Source organism: Paenibacillus lycopersici, from assembly GCF_010119935.1.
Lineage (GTDB): Bacteria > Bacillota > Bacilli > Paenibacillales > Paenibacillaceae > Paenibacillus_Z > Paenibacillus_Z lycopersici.
This window is the reverse complement of record NZ_CP048209.1, coordinates 2,856,671-2,880,327: the sequence shown is the minus strand read 5'-3', so window position 1 is coordinate 2,880,327 and position 23,657 is coordinate 2,856,671. Positions and strand designations below refer to the sequence as shown.

The window sequence follows — 23,657 nt, the reverse complement described above, 5'->3', positions numbered from 1 at the left end:
TACCTTGGGTGCGAGAGGATGACTCGCGCCTGGTACGACCAGCCCTGGTTGCATGGGCGAGCAGTACCTTGGGTGCGAGAGGATGACTCGCGCCTGGTACGACCAGCCCTGGTTGCATGGGCGAGCAGTACCTTGGGTGCGAGAGGATGACTCGCGCCTGGTACGACCAGCCTAGTCTGCCGTCGGCGTAAATACCTTGACGGCTTTGAGCGTGCCGGATTCGGCATCCGGTTGAAAGACGCCCGCGAACATTCCGTCTGCTCCGTATACGCGAAGCAGGGAATCGTTCTCGTATGGATCGTGCGCGACGATATTGCGCAGCGGGACACGCTTTCCTTGGAAGGCGTGCCGCACGTCCGAATCGCTGATCGTAATCTTCGGAAAATGGTCCAACGCTTCGTCCAGCGCCGTCAGCTTGTCCGCGATCGTGCCGTCTGCTTTGTGCCGCGCGATTTCTTCGAGCGTCAAACAGTCCGTCTGCGTGAATCCGCCCGACATCGTCCGAATCAGCTTCACCATCACGGCAGGCACTTGAAGCGCCGCGCCGATATCGACGCACAGCGTACGAATGTACGTCCCTTTCGAACAAACGACCGAGAAGCGGATAACCGGGTGCGGCTGATCCAATTGCGCTTCAAGCAGCTCCAGCTCGTATATCGACACTTTGCGGGATTGCCGCTCGATCACTTGACCTTCCCGCGCCAGCTCGTACAGCCGTTTGCCGTCGACCCGCACGGCCGAGAACATCGGCGGCACCTGATCGATTTCGCCGATGAACGAGGCCAGCACTTCCCGGATCCGGGCTTCCGTCAGCGAGACCGAAGGCAGCTCGTTCGTCACAGTCCCCGTCATGTCTTCCGTATCCGTCGACAGTCCGAACCGCATGACGGCTTCGTACGATTTGGGGCGTTCCTGCACGTACTCCACCACGCGAGTCGCGCGTCCGACGCAGAGCGGGAGAACGCCTGTCACTTGCGGATCCAGCGTGCCCGTATGGCCGATACGTTTCACCTTCAGAATGCCTCTGACTTTCGCCACGACATCATGAGAGGTCCAGCCGGCCGGTTTCCAAACTGCCAGAATGCCGTCGATCATCGGTTCAACGCCTCTCTAACGGCTTGTACCACGGATGCGACCGCTTCCTGTATCCCTTGCTCTAACCGGCAGCCCGCTGCGCGCACATGCCCGCCGCCGCCGAACGATTGCGCGATCGCCGCGACATCGGCTTTCCCCGCGGAACGCATGCTCACCTTCACGTCGCCGTTCTCGGTTTCCTTGAACAAGATCCCGACCTGCACGCCTTCGACGTTCAGCGCATAGTTCACGAGGCCTTCCAAATCTTCGCCGATCGCGCCGGTTTCCGCCATGTCGGCAAAAGCGACGTACAGCCAAGCGATCTGGTTGTCGTCCGAGAACGTCAGCCGGCTCAACCCGCGCTGTAGAAGCAGCAGCTGCGGCTTCGTCATTCGCTCCAGCAGATGATTGGCGATCCAGTGCCCTTTCACGCCTTCCGCCAGCATCAGGGATGCTACCTGCATCACGCGCGGCGTCGTATTGGAATACCGGAATCCGCCCGTATCCGTCAGCAAACCGGTGTAAATCGCCGTCGCCGCTTCGGTGTCCGGCGCGATGCCGGCATACTCGATCAGATCGTACAGGATCTCCACCGTTGCCGCGGCATCGGTCCGAATGAGATTATGCGAGCCGAACGCATTGTTCGTCGGATGATGGTCGATGTTGAGCAGCAGCGCATCGTCTTCGAAACAAGCGTTCGCAAGGCCGATTCGGCGGAAGTCTGCGCAATCGATGGCGATCACGCGGTCGAACTTCTCTTCCGGCGGCTGCTTGCCGTAATTGATGATGCTCGCGGATTGCTCCAAGAAATGAAGGCGCACGGGAACGGCGCCTTCGTTAATCATGACGGGCTGTTTGCCCAGCTGCCGGAGCAGCCAGCCGACGACGAGCGTCGAGCTGATTGCGTCCCCGTCCGGTTGAACATGCGCGACGACGAGAAAACGGCTGCCGTCCCGCATGAAATCCAGCGCAGCCTTAAGCTGCTCCATGTACGCGGCCGGGAAGAGGGCGGTTTTTGCCGCCGTCATTGTTCGCCTCTGCCGCTTCCGGCATTGATATCGTGAAGAAGCGATTCGATTTTGCTGCCGTATTCGATGCTGCTGTCGAATTTAAACAACAGCTCCGGCGTGTGGCGGAATCGGATGCGCTTGCCCAGCTCGGAACGGAGGAACCCCGTTCCCCGCGCCAATGCTTTGAGCGTTTCCGCCTTTTGTTCATCGCTGCCAAGCACGCTGAGGTAAACCCGGGCTTGGGACAGGTCGTTCGTAACTTCAACGCCTGTCACCGTAATAAAGCCGATCCGGGGATCCTTCAGCTCGCTTTGAATGAGCGTGCTGAGCTCTTTCTTGATTTGTTCGCCTACGCGTCCTACGCGGACTTTGGCCATCGGTCAATCACCTCTCTACGGACTCCATGATGAAGGCCTCGATAACGTCGCCCTCTTTGAGGTCGTTGAACTTATCGAGCGTAATGCCGCATTCGTAGCCTTGGGCCACTTCTTTAGCATCGTCTTTGTACCGTTTGAGCGATTCGATTTCGCCTTCGAACACAACGATGCCGCCGCGGATCAGGCGCGCTTTCGCATTGCGCGTGATTTTGCCGGAAATGACCATACAGCCTGCGATTACGCCGACTTTGGTAACTTTGAACAGGTTGCGGACTTCGGCCTGGCCGATAACGACTTCCTTGTACACCGGATCCAGCATCCCTTTCATCGCATGTTCGATCTCGTCGATGACGTTGTAAATGATGCTGTGGAGGCGGATGTCGACTTTCTCCAGCTCGGCCGTCGCAAGCGCCTGCGGCTCGGGACGAACGTTAAAGCCGATGACGATCGCGCTCGATGCCGCAGCGAGGTTGATGTCCGACTCGGTGATGGCGCCTGCGCCGCTGTGAATGATCTTGACGCGAACGCCTTCGATGTCGATCTTCGCCAGGGAGCCTTTCAGCGCTTCGGAAGAACCTTGAACGTCCGCTTTAATGATCACGTTGAGATCCTTGATCTCGCCGTCTTTAATATGATTGTACAAATCTTCGAGCGTTACGCGCGAGTTCGCGCCGAGCTCGGATTGACGCTGCTTGATGGCGCGGCGCTCTGCGATCGCCCGCGCTTTGCGCTCGTCCTCGAACGCGAGGAACGGATCGCCCGCTTGCGGCACTTCCGTCAAGCCCGTAATCTCGATCGGCGTGCTCGGACCCGCTTCTTTGAGCCGGCGGCCCCTGTCGTTGACCATGGCGCGGACACGGCCGAAGCAATTGCCGGCAACGAACGCATCGCCGATCTTGAGCGTGCCATGCTGCACGAGAATACGCGCGACCGGCCCTTTGCCTTTGTCGAGCTCGGCTTCGATGACGGTACCGCGCGCCCGCTTGTTCGGGTTCGCTTTGTAGTCGTTCACTTCGGCGACGAGCAGAATCATTTCAAGCAGTTCTTCCAGACCCATGCGCTGCTTAGCGGATACGTTGACGAAAATCGTGTCGCCGCCCCACTCTTCCGGAACGAGACCGTATTCCGTCAAGCTTTGCTTGATTTTGTCCGGATCGGCGTCCGGCTTGTCGATCTTGTTGACAGCTACGATAATCGGCACGTTCGCCGCTTTCGCATGGTTAATCGCTTCGACGGTTTGCGGCATGACGCCGTCATCCGCCGCAACGACGATAATCGTAATATCCGTGACTTGGGCGCCGCGGGCGCGCATGAGCGTAAACGCTTCGTGGCCCGGCGTATCCAGGAACGTGATTTTCTTATGGTTGATCTCGACTTGGTAGGCGCCGATATGCTGCGTAATGCCGCCTGCTTCGCCGCTTGTAACGTTCGTCTGACGAATGGCGTCGAGCAAGGTCGTTTTGCCGTGGTCGACGTGACCCATGATCGTGACGACCGGCGGACGGCTCTCGAGCAATTCCTCGTCGTCCTTCTCTTCGAGCGTCTCGAATTGATCTTCCTCGACAGGGATCTTCACTTCAACCTCGACGCCGTATTCCGACGCGATCAGTTGAACGGTATCCAGATCCACCTCTTGGTTGATCGTCGCCATAACGCCGAGCATGATGAGCTTCTTGATGACTTCCGATGCATCCTTATGGAGCAGTTTAGCCAAATCGCCGACCGTTACCGTGCCGCGAACGATGATTTTCTTCGGCGTATTGTCGATTTTCTCGCGGCGCTCTTGCTGTTGACCGCCTCTGCCGCGGTTGTTCTTGCCGCCTTTGTTCTTGAAACCGCCGCGGTTGTTGTCTTCGAAACGCTTATTGCTGTTATAGGAATTGTTCGCCGCTTTCGGATTCGTTCTTCTCCGGTCATCGGACGAGCCGCGATTGTTGTCGAACGTGCGCGCAGGAGCAGTACCGCTGCCTCCGCGATTCGCCGCTTGACTAGGCGCCGGCGCAGAAGAACGGAAACCGCCCTGGCCTTGACCGCCGCCTCCGCCCGCTGGACGGTTGCCTTGGTAACCGCCGCCTTGACCGCCTCCGCCTTGCGGACGATTGCCTTGGTAGCCGCCTCCGCCTTGGCCCTGGCCTTGCGGACGGTTGCCTTGATACCCGCCGCCTTGGCCTTGCGGACGGCTGCCTTGACCGCCGCCTTGACCTTGCGGTCGATTGCCTTGATACCCGCCTCCGCCTTGGCCCTGGCCTTGCGGACGGTTGCCTTGATACCCGCCGCCTTGGCCTTGCGGACGGTTGCCTTGATAGCCGCCGCCTTGGCCTTGCGGACGGTTGCCTTGGTACCCGCCGCCTTGACCTTGCGGACGGTTGCCTTGGTACCCGCCGCCTTGGCCTTGCGGGCGGCTGCCTTGGCCTTGCGGACGGTTGCCTTGATAGCCGCCGCCTTGGCCTTGCGGACGCTCGCTGCCGTTGTTGCTATTGCTGCCGGCAGTGCTGGTGTTCTCATTGCCTTGCGAAGATGTACCTGACGTTTGCGCGCTCGAAGCCGGCGCTTGACTGTTCGACGAATTCGCGGATGATCCCGCGGGCGTAGTGGATGTGTTTGAGTGTGTTATATTCATATTCCCCTGTTTTTCTATCGTATTTTTGTTGCCTTGCCCCTGCTGCACGGAAGCGTTCAACGTACCCTGCTTGCGTTCTGGCTGCCCTTGCTGCTGAGGCCGATTGGACGATTGCGCCGCCGCCGAGACCGTCGCGTTCTCCTGCGCGCGTTTGGCTGCTGCGTTCGCCTTGATATCGCGGAAGAAACCTTCCACTTTCGAAACCATCTCGTTCTCCATGACGCTCATATGGTTGTTCACGGGCAGATTGAGACGTTTTAGAATGGTGATGATCTCTTTGCTGCTCATGCTGAGCGATTTTGCGTATTCATACACGCGCAATTTATCTTTATTGTCTTTGTCTTGTTGTTTAGTCAATATACGCCACCTCCGAAGGTTCAGTTAAGCTTTGAACGATGCTCTTGGCGAAGCCCGCGTCCGTCACTCCCAGAATAACCCGCTCCGACTTGCCGATCGCTTCTCCCAGCGCAACCCGGTCAAATGCCTCCAAGCAGTTCGCGTTGTATGTCGCGCACTTGTCACGAAACTTCTTCTTCGTATTATCTGATGCATCCGCCGCAACTATAACCAGTTTCGCTTTGCCCTGCCGAACGGCTTTCAGCACGGTTTCGTCTCCGGTTACGAGCTTGCCTGCGCGCATGGCCATGCCGAGCATGGCAAGCGCCTTATGCTTCTTCATCATCATCCATCTCATCCTTGCCCGCGATGAACTCATCCTCAACGGCAATGAAATCCTGTGCGAGTTGATCGTATATTTCCGGTCCGACCGTCTGTTTCAAAGCCCGGTCGAGCGCCCGGCTCTTCTTGGCCAGCCTGAAGCAATCCACTTGACCGCACAGGTACGCGCCTCTGCCAGCCTTTTTGCCCGTTAAATCAATCAGGACGGCTTCATCCGGCGTACGTACGACACGAATCAATTCCTTCTTGGGTTTCATTTCTTGACAAGCCACGCATTTGCGCAGCGGAATTTTTCTCGGTCTCACCATTCATCCCCCCCTGAACGCTTCCTGACCGGCTGTTAGTCGATGGAGACGGAATCCTGATGCATGGTGCTCATTGGCGATTTCGGACGGCCGAACTCCTGCTCGGCTTGCGTCTCGCTCTTAATATCGATTTTCCAGCCCGTCAGCTTAGCGGCCAGACGCGCGTTCTGTCCTTTGATGCCGATGGCCAGCGAGAGCTGGTAATCCGGCACGATGACACGCGCCATTTTCTCTTGCTCGTACACGATGACTTCGATGACCTTGGACGGGCTGAGCGCGTTCGCCACATACTCTTCCACGTTCTCCGACCACCGCACGATGTCGATCTTCTCGCCCTTCAGCTCGGTAACGATCGTCTGCACGCGCATGCCCTTCTGGCCTACGCAGGATCCGACCGGATCGACTTCCGGATTACGGGAATGCACGGCGATTTTGGAACGGAAGCCCGCCTCGCGCGCAACGGAGCGAATTTCGACGACGCCGTCGTAAATTTCAGGCACTTCCAGCTCGAACAGCCGCTTCAGCAGCCCCGGATGCGTGCGCGAGAGGAAAATTTGCGGTCCCTTCGTCGTATTCTCCACTTTCGTGATGAACGACTTCACGCGGTCGCCATGCTTGAACTTATCCGTCGGCATCAGCTCGGTCAACGGCAGCACCGCTTCGACCTTGCCCAGATCGATGAACAGGTTGCGCACGTCCTGGCGCTGCACGATGCCGTTCACGATGTCCTCTTCTTTATCGATGAACGCATTGTAGATGAGTCCCCGCTCCGCTTCGCGAATGCGCTGCGTCACGACCTGCTTCGCCGTCTGCGCCGCAATACGGCCGAAATCGCGCGGCGTTACTTCGATCTCCGCGATATCGTCCAGGTGGTAGTGCGGATTGATTTCGCGGGAAGCCTCCACCGAAATTTCCAGTCTCGGATCCAATACATCTTCGACGACCGTTTTGCGCGCATAGACTTTAATGACGCCCGTAAACCGGTTAATGTCCACCCGCACGTTCTGCGCGGTATTGAAATTGCGTTTGTAACTGGAAATCAGGGCAGCCTCGATCGCTTCCAGCAAAATGTCCTTGCCGATCCCTTTTTCTCTTTCGATTTCATTCAATGCTTCGATAAATTCCATGCTCATTGGAAATGAGTTCCCCCTTTCGACTGTTTCCCTAACATTATAGTAAAGCCGCTGCTTCTCGCTTCTGCTAGAAGATAATGGCTAAACGGGCGCTTGCAACTTTCGCGTACGGAATCGCGTGCTTCTTCTTGCCGATCTCGACGACGACTTCCTCCCCGTCGAACGAAACCAGCGTGCCTTCGAATTCTTTCAAGCCGCCGACCGGCTCGTACGTCGTAACGAAGACATGCTTGCCTACCGATTTGGCGACGTCTTCCGGCTTCTTCAGCGGACGTTCGGCACCCGGCGAGGATACTTCCAGGAAGTACGCGTCGGGAATCGGATCGTTCTCGTCGAGCTTCTCGCTCAGATACTCGCTGATCCGGCCGCACTCGTCGATATCGATATTGCCTTCTTTATCAACGTAGACCCGAAGAAACCAGTTGCTTCCTTCTTTGACGTACTCCACGTCCACGAGTTCAAATCCATTCTCGTCCAGAAACGGTTTGACCATTTCCTCTATGACGGTTTTGATGTTCGATTTGCTCAAAAAAGATGTACCTCCTACTGCAGCTGGTCGTCTTAAGGCGAGCTGTCAGTTTAATTTTCAGCTGATTATCGACCCTGCAGGAAGAACGGCCTGCCGCCCTCGCCGGGCAGCGAAAGATGGTTTCTTCCCGGAGCAATTCAAGCGCGTCGTCAGGCAAATCTCCCGGCGGGCTTGAACGCGGTAGAGCTCCGTTGGCATCCGTAAGCGTAAAAAGGTGCAGACAAAACGTAAAGAGTGGGTTTCCCCACTCTTCTGCGAAAAAGTCGTATCATCAGCATTACCAGAAATATTATACCATAACCATGCAATGGTGACAATATGTCGGGGCGCTGGCGGGCTCGCTTGGGGCGTGCCCCGCCGCTCCTGGCGTGGGATGCGCCTGCGGCCGCTTTTGAACGCGCGATGCCGGGATCGAACCGGCAATGGATGCATCCGAGTTCAAGGCGGCACGTAAACTCTCCGGCTGCACCCCCGCCCCGCCCTGCGCTCCCTTCTTCCCACTCGCTTGCCGGCGCTATAGGGCAAGGCAGGCGCGGCTGTCGAAAAAGTCTCGACGCCGAAGGTGCAGAACGAATCGATCTCCTCCAGGTCCAACTGAGGATTCGTTATTTCCACGAGCGATTGGACACAGGATCCGTTAATGTCCCCGAATGACATCGAAAACACGCGCATCGGCCGATATAACGGATCCCCTGTCCGCCAACGCACGAAAAGACGCGATCATGACGTGTATAACGGATCCCCTGTCCGTTTCGTTCCTTCACCGGACGGACGTACCGCGACCGGGCCGTCATGAAGACGGCTCGGTCAAAACGGTTTGTGCAGTGCAGTCCGGTCCAAGCCGGTGAAGCGCTGCTGAATCAGTCCGTGCTCCAAGCTCAAGTTATCACGAGCCTGCTCGAATCATCCAATTTAAGGTTCTGGCCGGTGCGCTTGCGCATCCGATACCTGTAATGGGGCTTCTCTACAATCTAAGGCCATATATTCCTCAAGTTTGGCCTTGTCCAATCCTGGACAACCGCCTGCGGAAACCGGGCGAAGGGCTTCGTCGCTCCTGCGTCGCTCGTTTACCTGCGGTAAACCTAGCACCACTTTAGCTCGCCCAGCGGCGCTCGCTCACATGCTATAGACTCGCTTGCTCACGAACGTGGCCGCAGCGGCCCCAGTTACCTCTCGCAACCTAGAACAACGACAGCTGGTTCGATTCCGGCAGTCCGCGGAAACATCCCATGCCGGTCAGCACTTCGACGATCGTCTTCGTCGCCTTCGACTTCTGCTGGAAATCTTCGATCGACAGGAACTCGCCGAAGTCGCGCGCTCCCGCGATGTTGCGGGCGGCGTTCTCACCGATGCCGCTGATCGCGCCGAACGGCGGGATGAGCGACGTGCCTTCGACGATGAAGCGCGTCGCTTCGGACCGGTACAGGTCGATCGGCTTGAAGGTGAAGCCCCGCGCGGTCATTTCGAGCGCCATCTCGAGCAGCGAGACGCTGTTCTTCTCTTTCGGCGTGGCGCTGAATCCTTTTTGCTCGATTTCGATCAGCTTCTTCAGAATCGCATCGTAGCCTTGGCACAGCAATTCCAGATCAAAGTCCTCGGCGCGGATCGAGAAGTACGTCGCATAATAATGGATCGGATAATACAATTTGAAGAACGCCGTCCGCACGGCGGAGATAACGTAGGCCGCGGCATGGGCTTTCGGGAACATGTACTCGATCTTGAGACAGGAATCGATGTACCATTGCGGCACCTTGCAATTCTTCATCTCTTCGATCCATTCCGGGGTCAGCCCGCGTCCCTTACGAACGCTCTCGGTAATTTTGAACGCGAGGCCCGCGTCCATGCCGGCCTTGTAGATCAAGTAGAGCATGATATCGTCACGACAGCCGATAACCGTCTTGATCGTGCAGGTCCGGTTCTTGATCAGCTCCTGCGCGTTGCCGAGCCAAACGCCGGTGCCGTGGGACAAGCCCGAAATTTGCAGCAAATCCGCGAAGGTCGACGGCTTCGTCTCCTCGAGCATCTGGCGAACGAACTTCGTTCCCATCTCCGGAACGCCGTACGTCGCCACGGAGGAGCGAATTTGCTCAGGCGTGACGCCGAGCGCGTCGGTCGAGCTGAACATGCTCATGACTTTCGGATCGTTCATCGGAATCGTCGTCGGATCGACCCCGGTCAAGTCCTGCAGCATCCGCATCATGGTCGGATCGTCGTGTCCGAGAATATCGAGCTTGAGCAGGTTTTCTTCGAACGCGTGATAATCGAAATGCGTCGTCTGCCATTCGGCATTCAAGTCATCCGCCGGGTATTGCACGGGCGTAACGTCTTCCACGTCGATGTAATCCGGTACGACGACGATGCCGCCGGGATGCTGTCCCGTGCTCCGTTTGACGCCGGTACACCCGGACGCCAGGCGGGACAGCTCCGCGCCGCGCCACTTCTTGCCTTTCTCTTCCTCGTACTTCTTGGCGAAGCCGTAGGCGGTCTTCTCGGCGACGGTGCCGATCGTACCCGCGCGGTAAACGGCCTTGTCGCCGAACATTTCTTTCGTGAAGTTATGCGCCGTCGGCTGATATTCCCCCGAGAAGTTCAAATCGATATCGGGAACTTTATCGCCCTTGAAGCCGAGGAACGTCTCGAACGGAATATCCTGGCCTTCCCCTTTGAGCGGCCTGCCGCAATTCGGGCAAATCTTGTCCGGCAGGTCGAAGCCGCTCGGATAGCTGCCGTCGAGGAACCATTCGCTGTATTTGCACGCTTCGTTCAAACAGGTATAGTGCGCCGGAAGCGGGTTAACCTCGGAAATGCCGAGGAACGTCGCCACGACGGACGAACCGACCGAGCCCCGGGAGCCGACAAGATACCCGTCCGCGTTGGACTTCTTCACGAGCCGCTCGGATATCAAATAGTTCGCGGAGAAGCCGGCCTTCGTGATCGGCACGAGCTCTTTCTCCAGCCGCTGCACGACAACGTCCGGAATCGGCTCGCCGTATAGCCGCTTGGCCGTTTCGTAGCAAGTTTCGCGCATCTCTTCGTCTGCGCCTTCCATGATCGGAACGAACAGCTTCGACGGGAACAGATCGAATGCCTCGAACCGGTCGACAAGCCCGTTCGTGTTCTTCACGACCACCTCGTACGCACGGGCTTCGCCAAGGAACGCGAACTCGGCGAGCATCTCCTTGGTCGTCCGGAAATGCGCGTCCGGCTTCGTAATGTCCTTGAGCGGACTGAAGCCCGTTATGCCGTGAATCGTAATGTCGCGGAACATTTTGTCCCGCTCCTGCAAATAATGCACGTTGCCGGTCGCGATGACCGGTTTGCCCAGCTTGTCGCCGATCTCGCACACGCGGCGAAGCGCCTGTTCGATTTCGGCGCGGCTTGCCACGAAGCCCTTCTCCACCAAATGCATGTAGAACGTGATCGGCTGAATTTCGAGCACGTCGTAATAATGCGCGACCTCTTCGGCTTCTTCCATGGACTTGTTCAGTACCGCCTCGAAGAACTCGCCTTTCTCGCAGCCGGAAATGACGAGCAGCCCTTCCCGCAGCTCCGTCAGCTTGCTCTTCGGTATGATTGCGACGCGTTTGAAATATTGCGTATGCGACATCGAGATTAATTTGAATAAGTTCTTCTTGCCTGCCGCATTCAGTGCGTAGATGCAGCAGTGAAACGGCCGCATATTGGACAGGTCCAGTCCGACATAGTCGTTCAGCATATGCAGGCCGGTAATGTTGCGAGCCGCGGCGTCGCCGATCAACGCGAACAATACGCCGCCCAGGGCGATGGAGTCGTCGATCGCGCGGTGAGCGTTCTCCAGACTGATTTTGAATTTATCCGCCAGCGTCCCGAGACGGTGGTTCTTCATCGAAGGATGCAGGAAACGCGCCAGCTCGAGCGTATCGAGCACCGGATTCTTCACTTCCGGCAGCCCGTGCAGCTTGCACGCCGCCTGGATGAATCCCATATCGAAACGGGCATTATGCGCGACGAGAACGGCGTCGCCGATGAACGCGACGAATTCCTTGATCTTCGGCCCGAGCTCCGGCGCGTCGGCAACCATCTCGTTCGTGATGTTCGTCAGCTGCTGGATATTATAGGGTATATTCTCATGCGGGTTGATGAACGTCGAGAATCGGCCGATTTCTTTGCCTTCCTGCATTTTGACGCCCGCCAGCTCGATGATCTTGTTGTTCACGACCGACAGCCCCGTCGTCTCGATATCGAAAACGACGTAAACGGCCGTCGCCAGCGGTTCCTCGCGGTCGTTCATCACCATCGGAATGGCGTCGTTGATGACATTGGCCTCCAAGCCGTACAGCACTTGAATGCCGTTCTTCTTCGCCGCTTTCGCCGCTTCGGGGAAGCACTGCACGTTCCCGTGGTCCGTGATGGCAATCGCTTTATGTCCCCATTTGGCAGCTTGCTTGATGTACGTATCGACGGACGTGACCGCATCCATCGTGCTCATCGTCGTGTGCAAATGGAACTCGACGCGCTTCTCTTCCGCATCGTCCTTCGGTTCCCTCGGCGCCATGACCTCGTGCAGGTCGGACGGCATCATGACGAGCTCCGGCTCCATCATGAACCGGTCGTATTCCACGCGGCCGCGCGCCTTGACCCATTTGCCGTTCGCCAGCTGTTTGAGCACTTTGACGTCGTCCTTCGTCTTGGCGAACATTTTCAGCGCGATCGAATCGGAGAAGTCGGTTACGTTGAAGGTGAAGAGCGTGCTGCCGTTGCGCAGTTCTTTCTCTTCCAGCCCGAACACGGCGCCTTGGACCGTAATTTTCTTCTCTTCTTCGATAATGTTCATGATCGGCACGGCTTCCTCGCGAATGTCGTAGCCCACGACGAGCCGGACATCGCCTTCTTCGACAGGCGGCGCTTCCGCAATCGAGGCCGTCATCATCTGCTCGATCACGTCGCGCTCTTCCTGGATCCGCTTCTGTTCGAACGCCTCGTAGATTTCCTGCTTCGATTCCGCCACCTTCATCTTGATGCGGCAGGGAACCGTGAATTGATCCTTGAAGAAGGCGACCGCCAATTCGTCGATCCGTTTCTTCTTCGCCATTTCGAGTCCCATCTCGTCCATCATATAGAGCGTGACGAGCTCGCCGTCCGTCTCCATCTTCGCTTTGCTGATCCAGCCGTTGATGGACGCATTGCTTTGCTGCAGCCATTCGACGAAGGCCGGCCAATATTCGGTCACGATATCCGCTCTGGCGACCTCGCCGCCGAACTGGAACCGGAACGAGATTTGCGCAATATGCGCGAACTTGCTTTGTACCGCCCTGCAAAAAACACTAAAAGCCGGTAAAGGAACCAAAGACGTTTTGCTTATGCAAAACGTCCATTCCCGGTTGCTCCGGCTTACGATCACTTTGTCTATGAATCCATCGCCAAAATGCTCATCCGTCAATTGCTGCGGCAGGTCCGCCTGCTTCAAGAGCAGTTCGAACCGCTGCCGCTTATCCCCGGTTTGGTTCATGTCGCCCTCCCCCAAAACTCAATACGCCCGAGCGAATACGACGGAATGCTCCGCCTTCTCCCCGCACACCAAGCATGTCGTTTTATGCTCGGCAGGCTCGAACGGAATGTTCCGGCTCGTAGCACCCGTTTCTTCCTTCACTTGACGCTCGCATGCGTCCGATCCGCACCAGCCCGCCAGCGCGAAGCCGCGCTGTTCCTCGAACAAGGCCTTCATTTCGTCCAGCGTTTCGACCGAATACGAATGTTCCGTACGGAATTGCTTTGCACGCTCCAGCATATCACGGTGAATATCCGCCAGCATACGTTCAATTTCTTCCTTCAGGCTGCTCTGCTGCACGATGCGCTTCTCGCCGGTCACGCGCGACACGAGCACGACTTGTCCGTTCTCCATGTCTCGCGGTCCGAGTTCAAGCCGCAGCGGTACGCCGCGCATTTCATACTCGTTGAACTTCCAGCCCGGACTGACGTCCGTGCGGTCGTCGACTTTGACGCGAATGCCGGCTTTCTTCAGCTCTGCGTACAGCTCGTCCACCCGGCCGACGACTTGCTCGCGCGTCTTCGGCGGTCCGATCGGAATCATCACGACCTGCGTCGGCGCAACCTTCGGCGGAAGCACGAGGCCGCGGTCGTCGCCGTGCACCATGATCATCGCGCCCATCAGCCGCGTCGAGACGCCCCATGACGTCGTATGCACGAATTGCTGCGTATTCTCCCGGTCCAAATATTTGATATCGAACGCGACGGCGAATTTCGTGCCGAGGTAGTGGGATGTCCCCGCCTGAACGGCGCGTCCGTCCTTCATCATCGCCTCGATCGAGTACGTGTCCACCGCGCCGGCGAACCGCTCGGAAGGCGTCTTCTGGCCCATGATAACCGGAATCGCAAGGTAGTTCTCGCAGAAATCGCGGTAAATTTCCAGCATGCGGTTCGTCTCTTCGCGCGCTTCGCTCTCCAGCTCGTGCGCCGTATGGCCTTCCTGCCACAGGAACTCCGTCGTGCGCAGGAACGGCAGCGTCCGCTTCTCCCAGCGGACGACGTTCGCCCATTGATTGATCAGAACCGGCAGATCGCGGTACGACTGCACCCATTTCGAATACATATGGCCGATGATCGTTTCCGACGTCGGACGGATGGCCAGGCGCTCTTCCAGCTTCTCGCCGCCCGCTTCCGTAACCCACGGCAGCTCCGGGTTAAAGCCTTCGACATGCTCCTTCTCCTTCAAGAAGAAGCTCTCCGGAATGAACATCGGGAAGTAGGCGTTGCGGTGACCGGTTTCCTTGAAACGGCGGTCCAGCTCGTCGCGCATATGCTCCCAGATCTCGAAGCCTTCCGGACGGAACACGATACAGCCGCGAACCGGCGAATAATCCATCAGTTCGGCTTTCTTGATAACATCGATATACCAACGGGAGAAATCCTCGCTCTGCGGCGTGATTTCCGTTACGAATTGTTTTTCCTTCGACATGGCCGACTAGTGCTCCCCTCTTACCAAGCGCAAAATATCATTATACGTTACGGCCAGCATCAGCAGCATGAGCATCGCAAAGCCGATAAAATGGACCATGCTTTCGCGGTTCGGATCGACCGGTCGTCCGCGGACCGCTTCCAGGCCGAGGAAGAGCAAACGGCTTCCATCGAGCGCGGGGATCGGCAGCAGGTTGAATATCCCCAAATACAAGCTAAGCACGGCAACCCACGATGTCAGCTGGGTCAGTCCTTGCTGTGCTATCTGGCTCGTCACTTGTGCCGTCCTTACCGGACCGCCAAGATCGTCGAGCTTGACCTTCAAGGTCACCAGGTTTTTGAAGCCTTGGAAAATCATTACCGTCATGTTCTTCATCGCATTGCCCGCGTATTTGAACGTTTCGCCGATCTTCGCCGGACGCGACGGCAGCGCGGCGGAGATGCCCAGCTTCCCGTCGCCGTTGTCATCGGGCTTCGGCGTGATTTTGGACGTAATCTCCTTGCCGCTCCGGACAACGGTAAACGTAAGCGGCTTATTGGCCGATTTGCTGATCAGTTCGATCATTTTATCGGAATCGGTGCCGATCTTGACGCCGTTCACCGCGTAGATCACGTCGCCGACCTTAATGTCGGCCTGCGAGGCCGGCATGCCCTGCACGACATCGCCGATCAACAGCCGGTCCGGATTCTCCATCGGAACGCCCGCCATCTGGATATACGCGAAGAACAGCACGAAGGCGAGCACGAAGTTCATGACCGGTCCCGCGACGATCGCCAGCGCGCGCTGTCCGACCGTCTTGCTGCCGAATTGCCGGTCGAGCGGCGCGATTTGCGTCTCTCTCCCTTTCGCGATCAACAGCGCCTGCGGATGGATGGCGAAGCTTTCGATCAACCCGTCCGCGTTCAAGGTCATCTTCAGCTTCTGCTCGATATCGATCGTTTCCACTTCGCCGCGGACGACGTTGCTGCGATCGTCCAGCCGGTCCAAATAAATACGGGTGACTTTATCGTCTTTCACGCGGATGGCGACCGTCTGTCCCGGCTGCACCTCGACCAGCTCCGGATCTTCGCCGGCCATGCGGACGAAGCCGCCGGCAGGCACGAGCCGAAGCGTATACCGCGTCTCGCCGCGTTTGATGGAGAACAGTTTCGGGCCAAACCCGATCGCAAACTCCCTCACCAAAATTCCGGCGCGCTTCGCAAAATAAAAGTGACCCCATTCATGTATGGTCACGATGACGAAGAAGACCATTACCGTCAAAAAGACGACTTGAATCATATGCATCGCTCACGAGCCTCCTGTTCGTAACGGCCTGTACTTAGATTATCATTATTCTCCCGTTCGATACAAGAGAACCCAGGTTAGATGCCGGCAGCCGTCCGGCGCGCCCAGGCATCCACTTCGGATATGGCCGTCACGTCGGGAACTTCGACGATTTCATGGCGCTCCAGCACCGTCGCGATGATCGCTTCGATCTCCAGGAACGCAATCTCGCCCGCCAGAAAACGGGCCACCGCCGTTTCGTTCGCCGCGTTGAACACCGTCGGCGCGGATTTGCCGGCTCTTCCGCTCTCGTAAGCATATCGCAGGCAAGGATAGCGATCGAAATCCATTTCCCTGAAATGCAGCGCGGACAGCTTCGCCAAATCCAGCGCGTCCGTCGGCGTCGCTCTCCGCTCGGGATAGGTCAGCGCATATTGAATCGGTACCCGCATGTCCGGCAAGCCAAGCTGTGCAATGATGCTGTGGTCCACGAATTCCACGTACGAATGAATGATGCTTTCCGGGTGGATCAGCACCTTGATCCGATCATACGGCAATCCGAACAGCCAATGCGCTTCGATGACTTCCAGCCCTTTGTTCGCCATCGTCGCGGAATCGATCGTCACCTTCGCGCCCATCGACCAATTGGGATGGTTCAGCGCTTCGGCTACGGTTACGCCCTGCAGTTCTTCCCGCTTGCGGTCGCGGAACGATCCGCCGGAAGCCGTCAGCGTAATCTGATTGACATCGACGCGCCGTTCGCCGTTCAGGCACTGGAAGATCGCGGAATGCTCGCTGTCGACCGGCAGGATCGCCACGCCTCGCTCAGCTGCGCGCCGCATCACGATATGGCCTGCCGTCACCAGCGTTTCCTTGTTGGCCAGCGCGATCGTTTTGCCCGCGTCGACGGCGGCAAGCGTCGCCGGAAGCCCTCTGCTGCCGACGATCGCCGTAACGACCGTGTCGGCATCGGTTCCGGCGGCAGCCTCGATCAAGCCTTCATCGCCGTAAACGACGTTCACGCCGGCCGGTAAACGCAGCTTCGCTTCGCCCGCCAGCGTCTTGGTAGCCAGACAGACCGTCTTCGGACGGAACGTCTTGGCCTGCTCGATCAGCAATTCGAGATTGCTGCCGGCAGCCAGGCCTTCGACCGAGTACCGGTCCGGCTCGCGGCCGACGATGTCCAGCGTCTGCGTGCCGATGGATCCCGTAGATCCGAGAATCGATATTTTCTTCAAAGCTTAAGCCTCCTTGCAAGCTTTACAGCGGCAGCAAATTCGTCATGATGAGCAGCGGGAACACGATCAGCCAGCTGTCGCAGCGATCGAGCACGCCGCCGTGTCCGGGCATGATCGAGCCCGAGTCTTTGATGCCGCGGACGCGTTTGTAGGCGGATTGAATCAAGTCGCCGAGCTGTCCGGCAACGGCGGCGATAAGTCCGATCATGATCGCGCGTCCGATCGAGATGACGTCCGGATAGATGAAGGCGAAGACGAGCGCGATGATGAGGGAGAGCACGACGCCTCCCAGGGAGCCCTCGACCGTTTTGTTGGGGCTGATCGCCGGCCACAGCTTGTTTTTGCCGATCGCTTTCCCCGTGAAATACGCGCCGACGTCCGAAGCCCAGATGGCGAAGAACGCCATAATCGTCGTCATCAAGCCATGGGAATCGGCATTGCGGATGTCGTACATCGCATGAAAGCCGTATCCCACGTACAGCGCGCCGAGCAGCATCAGCGCCGCTCCGTCGATCGTCACCTCGTTCTTCGTCAGAACGGTCACGCTGAGCAATACGAACATCAGCATCCAAATCATATGTAAGGCAGCCGGCTGGTTCAGCCCCAGATCGCCCCAGGGCAGAAATAACAACAGTACGCCCGCCATGGCGATCCAAGCGAGCGGCTGCTTCATCGATACGCCGTTCATGCGGATGTATTCCGTCATGCCGACGATCGTCAAAAATAGCAATAAGGCGAAGAAATACCATCCGCCAAGCACGGTCAGCACCATAAAGGCCGCACCTGCCAAGACGCCAGAAATTATGCGTTGTTTCACGCCATCGACACGCTCCAGTTCAACTGTTACAGTCCGCCATATCGGCGAGCTCTCCGCTGGTACTCCCGGACTGCCTCATAAAAGTGCTCGTCTGAAAACTCCGGCCAATAGACGTCCGTAAACCACATCTCGCTGTAAGCCAGCTGCCAGAGCATGAAATTGCTGAGCCTCAGCTCGCCGCTCGTACGAATGAGCAAATCCGGATCCGGAAGGCCGGCCGATAACAAATGGCTTTCCATATGAGATACGTCGATCTCGTCCGGGGACAGCTTCCCGTCCTTCACGTCCCGGCTGATACACTTAATCGCATCGATCATTTCTTTGCGGCTGCCGTAATTCAAGGCGAACGTGAGCACGAGCCCATTATTGCCGGACGTTCGCTCCACTGCCTCTTCAACCGCCCGCAGCGTATGATCGGGCAAGCCTTCCCTGTTGCCCATCAAACGGATTTGAACGTTCTTCGCCATCAAATCCCTGATTTCCAGCGTCAGAAACTCTTGCGGCAGCTTCATCAGGAATTCGACTTCCGCCTTGGGACGCTTCCAATTCTCCGTCGAGAAAGCGTACAGCGTTAAGAATTTGACGCCAAGGTTGTCGGCAGCCATCGTAATCCGCTTGACCGCCTTCATTCCGGAATGATGCCCGGCCATGCGCGGCAATCCGCGGCTCTTCGCCCACCTGCCGTTACCGTCCATAATGATTGCGATATGCTGCGGTATGTTATCAGTCCCATGCATCGGCAACGGTTTCGCGGACGCTTTGCCAAACAAGGCTTTCAATCGCTGTAACATGTTCGTTCCCCCCGCCGCTAGCGTCGATTTATGCAACAAACCCCACCATTCGGAGGGGCCGGTGAGCAATATTAGACTTCCATTATGTCCTTCTCTTTAGCGGCGAGCACTTTCTCGACTTCGGCGATGAATTTATCCGTCGACTTCTGAATATCGTCTTGATGGCGGCGGGATTCATCTTCGGAGATTTCCGATTTCTCGAGCTTCTTGATATCGTCGTTCGCATCGCGGCGGATGTTGCGGATCGCTACCTTCGCTTCTTCGCCGAACTTCTTCGTCAATTTCACGAGCTCCGAGCGGCGTTCTTCCGTCAGCATCGGAATCGACAGGCGAATCGTTGCACCGTCGTTGGAAGGCGTCAAGCCCAGATCGGATTTCATGATCGCTTTCTCGATCGCGCCGAGCGACGATTTGTCCCAAGGCTGCACGAGCAGCGTGCGCGAGTCCGGCGTGTTGATGTTCGCCAGCTGATTGACCGGCGTCATAGCGCCGTAATATTCGACTTGAAGACGATCCAGCAGCGCCGGCGTGGCGCGGCCCGCGCGCAGCGTCGCCAAATCGCGCTTCAACGCGGCGATGGCTTTGTCCATCCGTTCTTCGGCATTCTTCTTAATGGATTGTGGCACTAGGTGGCACTCCCTTTCATCACGATTGTTCCGATTTTCTCTCCAAGCACGACGCGTTTAATATTCCCTGCTTCCGTAATGGAGAATACGACCAGCGGGATGTCGTTATCCATGCACAGCGAGGAAGCCGTCGAATCCATGACGCCCAGATTGCGGTTCAGCACTTCCATGAACGTCAGCGTTTCGAATTTCTCTGCCGTCGCGTCTTTGAACGGATCGGCGGAATAGACGCCATCCACTTTGTTCTTCGCCATCAAAATGACTTCTGCTTCTATTTCAGCTGCGCGCAATGCGGCAGTAGTATCCGTTGAGAAGAATGGGTTGCCCGTACCCGCGGCGAAAATGACGACGCGCCCTTTTTCCAAATGGCGAATCGCGCGGCGGCGGATGTAAGGCTCCGCGATTTGCTGCATGGCGATCGATGTCTGCACGCGTGTAGGTACATCGATTTGTTCCAGCGCATCCTGCAGCGCAAGCGAGTTCATAACGGTTGCAAGCATTCCCATATAATCGGCCGTTGCACGGTCGATGCCTTTTTCCGAGCCTGCGATGCCGCGCCAGATGTTGCCGCCGCCGCATACGATGGCGACCTCTACGTTAAGCTCGACTACTTCCTTGACCTGCTCGGCAATCGAAGAAATAACGGCCGAGTCGATGCCGTACCCATTGGTTCCGGCAAGCGATTCACCGCTGACTTTAAGCACGATACGTTTGTACACGGGACTTTGCAACGTGGTTTACCTCCATCTTGGACCTTGTTTAAAGGCCGCATACTAGAAAAATGCTGCCTGTCGGATTCGAATATTGAGTTAAAAAAACGGCGGGGCGAACGCCCCGCCCCGCCTGTGCGTTCGGATTACAATTTAGCTTGCGACATAACTTCGGCAACGAAGTTGTCTTCTTTTTTCTCCATGCCTTCGCCAAGCTCGAAACGAGCAAAACGACGGATCGAGATGTTCTCGCCGATCGTGCTGATTTTTTCGTTCAGCAGCGTTTGGATCGTTTTGTCCGGATCTTTGATGAAGGACTGCTCAAGCAGGCAGTACTCTTCGTAGTATTTGCTGATGCGGCCTTCGACCATTTTTTCGACGATCTTCTCAGGCTTGCCTTCGTTCAGCGCTTGCGCGCGCAGGATTTCGCGTTCTTTGTCCAGCTCGTCGTTAGGCACTTCGCTGCGGCTTACGAATTTAGGTCCTGCAGCGGCGATTTGCATCGCGATATCGCGAGCGAATTCGCGGAATTGTTCGGTTTTGCCGACGAAGTCCGTTTCGCAGTTGATTTCGACAAGCACGCCGATACGTCCGCCGGCGTGGATGTAGGATTCCACCGTACCTTCCGTTGCTACACGGCCTGCTTTGTTCGCTGCCGCGGCAAGACCTTTCTCGCGAAGCAAGTCGATCGCTTTCGCAATGTCGCCGTTTGTTTCGTCAAGCGCTTTTTTGCAATCCAGCATGCCCGCGCCTGTTCTTTCACGCAATTCTTTAACCGCACTTGCACTAACTGCCATCGTTCGTGACCTCCTGAAATTGGTTAAGTATGCTGACCTGGTTAAGTATTTAAGCTTTTACCTTAAAAAAAGGGCGGTGAGAGAGGCATACACCTTCTGACCACCCTTTCCTGTCGGTTCCTAAATCAATATTAAGCAGTTGTTTGCTCGCCTTGGCGCGATTCAACGATTGCATCGGCCATCTTAGCTGTCAGCAGCTTAACTGCGCGGATTGCATCATCGTTACCTGGGATAACGTAGTCGATTTCGTCCGGATCGCAGTTCGTATCGACGATACCCACGATAGGGATACCAAGCTTGCGCGCTTCGGCAACAGCGATGCGCTCTTTGCGAGGATCGATAATGAACAGTGCGCTTGGCAGACTTCTCATGCCTTTGATGCCGCCGAGGAATTTCTCGAGGCGATCCTTCTCTTTGCGGAGAATGATAACTTCTTTCTTAGGAAGCACGTTGAACGTACCGTCTTCTTCCCATTTCTCGATCGTTTTCAGGCGATCGATACGCTTCTGGATCGTGGAGAAGTTCGTCAGCGTACCGCCGAGCCAACGTTGGTTGATGTAGAAGTTGCCGCAACGCTCCGCTTCTTCTTTAACCGAATCCTGCGCTTGTTTTTTCGTGCCTACGAAGAGAATTGTGCCGCCTTCTTCGCCGATCGAACGAACGAAGTTGTAAGCCTCTTCGACTTTCTTAACCGTTTTCTGCAAGTCGATAATGTAAATCCCGTTACGTTCTGTGAAGATATAACGATCCATCTTTGGGTTCCAACGACGTGTTTGGTGACCGAAGTGTACCCCAGCTTCAAGAAGCTGTTTCATGGAAATAACCGCCATCTCTTCAACACCTCCTGTTAAATGGTTTTTTGGTTTCCTCCGCCAATCTCATTTCCCGCCATCACTTCGACCGGGTCGAAGCACCAATGGCGAAATTAATCGGCGTGTGTTTTTAACACCGTCAATTACTATACCACATCTGCATGCGGCCATGCAACCGCTATTGACTTCTTCCATAGACTTCGATTACTTGAGCGGGCTATTCCCCGCTTGCTTCCAATTCCATGCGCGCCGCTGCCGGGTCGAGCGGCTTGCTCGTAATGATAACACGCACCTGCTGGAGGCTCAATTTCCCTTGGAAAGCAAAATAGCCTGCGCGTATCGTCCGCTTACGCATCAGGTCTATGAACGCCTGTTTATCGGAAATGATGCCGCGGGCCGCAAGCAGCCCAGCGGTGTCCGCAACGCTGGCATTCGGCGGAATGCGCACGATGACGCGCGCCGGCTCTGCATCGGCCGCTTCCCCCGCGGCTCCGGATTCGGGCTTATCCGCGGATTTATCGGCGTTATCCGCTTGCGACGCAGACCCTGAAGAATCGGAAGCTGCCTCGCCGGACGACGGCGTTGCGGAATCGATCGGATCCGTCTTCCGGTCCGACTGAACGGGTGTCGCCGGATCGGTCGTTTGGTCGTCTGCCTTCCCCGGCTCGGCGGCAGTTCGATCAGCGGCGCCCGCGCCAAGCTTGGCCAGTTCGGCTTGAACCCGTTCTCGCTCGTCGGCAACGGCTTGATCGAGCTCCGCCTGCGTGTAGGTCTTCGCGGCGCTGTCATTCGTCAGCGCATCCGCTTGCCGCTCGCCGATGAGCATGAACTGCAGCAAACCCGCTCCGACGATGATCCCGACGCCGATGCCGAACACGAATAGTCTTCTGTTCATCCTCGCGACGCCTCCTCTTGCCTCGACAATTGAAGAATGAGCTGAACTTCTCCTTTGTTCAGGCCAAGCTTCTTGGCGATCGCCTCGATGGATTTGCCCGCTTGGTGCAGCTCGAACAATTCGGCATATCGGCTGCGAATGGACGGCGCCGGCGGCGCTGTCTCTTCCGCGGCTTCGGCCGGTTCCAAGACCTCGGATGCGTCAGCCGGTCGTTCCGCCGATTGAACGGATGGCTGCGGAACGAACGGCGAAGCAGACCGATCGAATCTGACGCCGAATTCGGATGACACCCCAGTGGCGGCGGCTGCGTTCGCCGCCCATGCCGCCTGCTCGGCCAGCGTCTGCTCCAGCTCGGCGATCCGCCGCTCCAATTGACCGACGCGATCATCGCGTTTTGCCGCCTGCGCCTGCGATTCTTCGTTCGACTTGCTGACCAATCCGGCGATTTCCCGGCTGTCCGCTTCCATGTTCTCCATGAACTGCTCCAATGCTGTCTCCATATTGCGTACGGTTTGACTGTCGTTGGCCGGACTCTCCTTGCCCGCCCGTTTCGGCAGCATGACCGCGGATACGACGACAATCCCTCCGACAAGCATGATCGTTTGCCACGGCTCCATTATGTTCACCTGCTATTTATGTTTAAAATCGTTCTCAGAGCGATAAATCAATATGTCTTCCTTTAAACGGGTGAGCCGCCGGCTCCGGATCCGGCTGCTGTCCAGGCTCGCGCTCCTCGTGCCCCTCCCGTTGCCGCTTCCGCTTGGACGAGCCGGAATCGCGATGACGATTCGGGGCGATCCCTTGGTTGCCGCTCTGCTCGACGCCGGCATTGCGCGTGCGCTGCCGCTCCGCGTGCTTCTCCGTATCCTGCTTCAGCATCGATTGTTCGAGCAGCGAACGCTGGTTAAGCTGATTTTGCTGCACCCCGGTCTCCTGCGTCCGCGGAATCGAGATTTGGAAATCGATCGGCTTATAGGGCATTGAGGCGTCCTCCCTTCGAATCGGCGGCCGGGCGGTTCGGTCTGAC

21 protein-coding genes are annotated in these 23,657 nt (G+C 57.1%); all 21 read right to left on the bottom strand.

Going from position 1 to position 23,657, the window contains the following annotated elements:
• Positions 1-171: 171 nt before the first annotated feature.
• A complete protein-coding gene (truB, locus tag GXP70_RS12835; RefSeq protein WP_162357182.1) occupies positions 172-1,095 on the bottom strand; it encodes a tRNA pseudouridine(55) synthase TruB in 924 nt (307 codons plus the stop codon).
• Positions 1,092-2,102 carry a DHH family phosphoesterase gene (locus GXP70_RS12830; RefSeq protein WP_162357181.1) on the bottom strand — a complete coding sequence of 337 codons (1,011 nt, stop codon included), beginning with the start codon at positions 2,100-2,102 and terminating at the stop codon, positions 1,092-1,094. Before GXP70_RS12830 ends, truB begins: the two co-directional genes overlap by 4 nt.
• Complete coding sequence (gene rbfA / locus GXP70_RS12825) at positions 2,099-2,461, bottom strand: 30S ribosome-binding factor RbfA (protein WP_162357180.1); 363 nt, start codon at positions 2,459-2,461, stop codon at positions 2,099-2,101. Before rbfA ends, GXP70_RS12830 begins: the two co-directional genes overlap by 4 nt.
• 7 nt (positions 2,462-2,468) lie before the next feature.
• Positions 2,469-5,438 (bottom strand): translation initiation factor IF-2, encoded by a 2,970-nt coding sequence (gene infB / locus GXP70_RS12820; protein ID WP_162357179.1) that lies wholly within the window; start codon positions 5,436-5,438, stop codon positions 2,469-2,471.
• The gene (locus GXP70_RS12815) at positions 5,431-5,760 is read right to left on the bottom strand and encodes a L7Ae/L30e/S12e/Gadd45 family ribosomal protein (RefSeq protein ID WP_162360453.1); all 330 of its coding nucleotides are present in this window, start codon (positions 5,758-5,760) and stop codon (positions 5,431-5,433) included. Before GXP70_RS12815 ends, infB begins: the two co-directional genes overlap by 8 nt.
• Positions 5,747-6,064: an RNase P modulator RnpM gene (rnpM, locus tag GXP70_RS12810; protein ID WP_162360452.1), complete on the bottom strand. Its 318-nt coding sequence runs from the start codon at positions 6,062-6,064 to the stop codon at positions 5,747-5,749. The genes GXP70_RS12815 and rnpM overlap by 14 nt, the downstream gene beginning before the upstream one ends.
• A gap of 35 nt (positions 6,065-6,099) precedes the next feature.
• Positions 6,100-7,197, bottom strand: coding sequence for a transcription termination factor NusA (nusA, locus tag GXP70_RS12805; protein WP_162357178.1), 1,098 nt, complete (start codon positions 7,195-7,197; stop codon positions 6,100-6,102).
• Positions 7,198-7,264: 67 nt separating this feature from the next.
• The gene (gene rimP, locus GXP70_RS12800) at positions 7,265-7,726 is read right to left on the bottom strand and encodes a ribosome maturation factor RimP (protein WP_162357177.1); all 462 of its coding nucleotides are present in this window, start codon (positions 7,724-7,726) and stop codon (positions 7,265-7,267) included.
• 1,180 nt (positions 7,727-8,906) lie between these two features.
• Entirely contained in the window at positions 8,907-13,214 is a 4,308-nt protein-coding gene (locus GXP70_RS12795) for a PolC-type DNA polymerase III (RefSeq protein WP_162357176.1), read from the bottom strand.
• 18 nt (positions 13,215-13,232) lie between these two features.
• Positions 13,233-14,681, bottom strand: a complete 1,449-nt coding sequence (proS, locus tag GXP70_RS12790; RefSeq protein ID WP_162357175.1) for a proline--tRNA ligase — start codon at positions 14,679-14,681, stop codon at positions 13,233-13,235.
• Positions 14,682-14,687: 6 nt separating this feature from the next.
• Complete coding sequence (gene rseP, locus GXP70_RS12785; protein ID WP_162357174.1) at positions 14,688-15,965, bottom strand: RIP metalloprotease RseP; 1,278 nt, start codon at positions 15,963-15,965, stop codon at positions 14,688-14,690.
• A 77-nt stretch (positions 15,966-16,042) separates the two neighbouring features.
• Entirely contained in the window at positions 16,043-17,182 is a 1,140-nt protein-coding gene (locus tag GXP70_RS12780; RefSeq protein ID WP_162357173.1) for a 1-deoxy-D-xylulose-5-phosphate reductoisomerase, read from the bottom strand.
• A gap of 22 nt (positions 17,183-17,204) precedes the next feature.
• Positions 17,205-17,999: a phosphatidate cytidylyltransferase gene (locus GXP70_RS12775; protein ID WP_162357172.1), complete on the bottom strand. Its 795-nt coding sequence runs from the start codon at positions 17,997-17,999 to the stop codon at positions 17,205-17,207.
• A 26-nt stretch (positions 18,000-18,025) separates the two neighbouring features.
• Positions 18,026-18,790 (bottom strand): undecaprenyl pyrophosphate synthase, encoded by a 765-nt coding sequence (locus GXP70_RS12770; RefSeq protein ID WP_162357171.1) that lies wholly within the window; start codon positions 18,788-18,790, stop codon positions 18,026-18,028.
• Positions 18,791-18,861: 71 nt separating this feature from the next.
• Positions 18,862-19,416, bottom strand: coding sequence for a ribosome recycling factor (gene frr / locus GXP70_RS12765; RefSeq protein WP_162357170.1), 555 nt, complete (start codon positions 19,414-19,416; stop codon positions 18,862-18,864).
• Positions 19,416-20,147, bottom strand: coding sequence for a UMP kinase (gene pyrH, locus GXP70_RS12760; protein ID WP_162357169.1), 732 nt, complete (start codon positions 20,145-20,147; stop codon positions 19,416-19,418). The genes frr and pyrH overlap by 1 nt, the downstream gene beginning before the upstream one ends.
• Positions 20,148-20,272: 125 nt before the next feature.
• Positions 20,273-20,923, bottom strand: coding sequence for a translation elongation factor Ts (gene tsf / locus GXP70_RS12755; protein ID WP_162357168.1), 651 nt, complete (start codon positions 20,921-20,923; stop codon positions 20,273-20,275).
• Between the two features lie 131 nt (positions 20,924-21,054).
• The gene (gene rpsB, locus GXP70_RS12750; protein ID WP_162357167.1) at positions 21,055-21,753 is read right to left on the bottom strand and encodes a 30S ribosomal protein S2; all 699 of its coding nucleotides are present in this window, start codon (positions 21,751-21,753) and stop codon (positions 21,055-21,057) included.
• Between the two features lie 199 nt (positions 21,754-21,952).
• Positions 21,953-22,630 carry an endolytic transglycosylase MltG gene (locus GXP70_RS12745; RefSeq protein WP_162357166.1) on the bottom strand — a complete coding sequence of 226 codons (678 nt, stop codon included), beginning with the start codon at positions 22,628-22,630 and terminating at the stop codon, positions 21,953-21,955.
• Positions 22,627-23,247 (bottom strand): DUF6115 domain-containing protein, encoded by a 621-nt coding sequence (locus tag GXP70_RS12740; protein ID WP_162357164.1) that lies wholly within the window; start codon positions 23,245-23,247, stop codon positions 22,627-22,629. Before GXP70_RS12740 ends, GXP70_RS12745 begins: the two co-directional genes overlap by 4 nt.
• Before the next feature lie 34 nt (positions 23,248-23,281).
• Positions 23,282-23,611, bottom strand: coding sequence for a hypothetical protein (locus GXP70_RS12735; RefSeq protein ID WP_162357162.1), 330 nt, complete (start codon positions 23,609-23,611; stop codon positions 23,282-23,284).
• Positions 23,612-23,657: the final 46 nt, after the last annotated feature.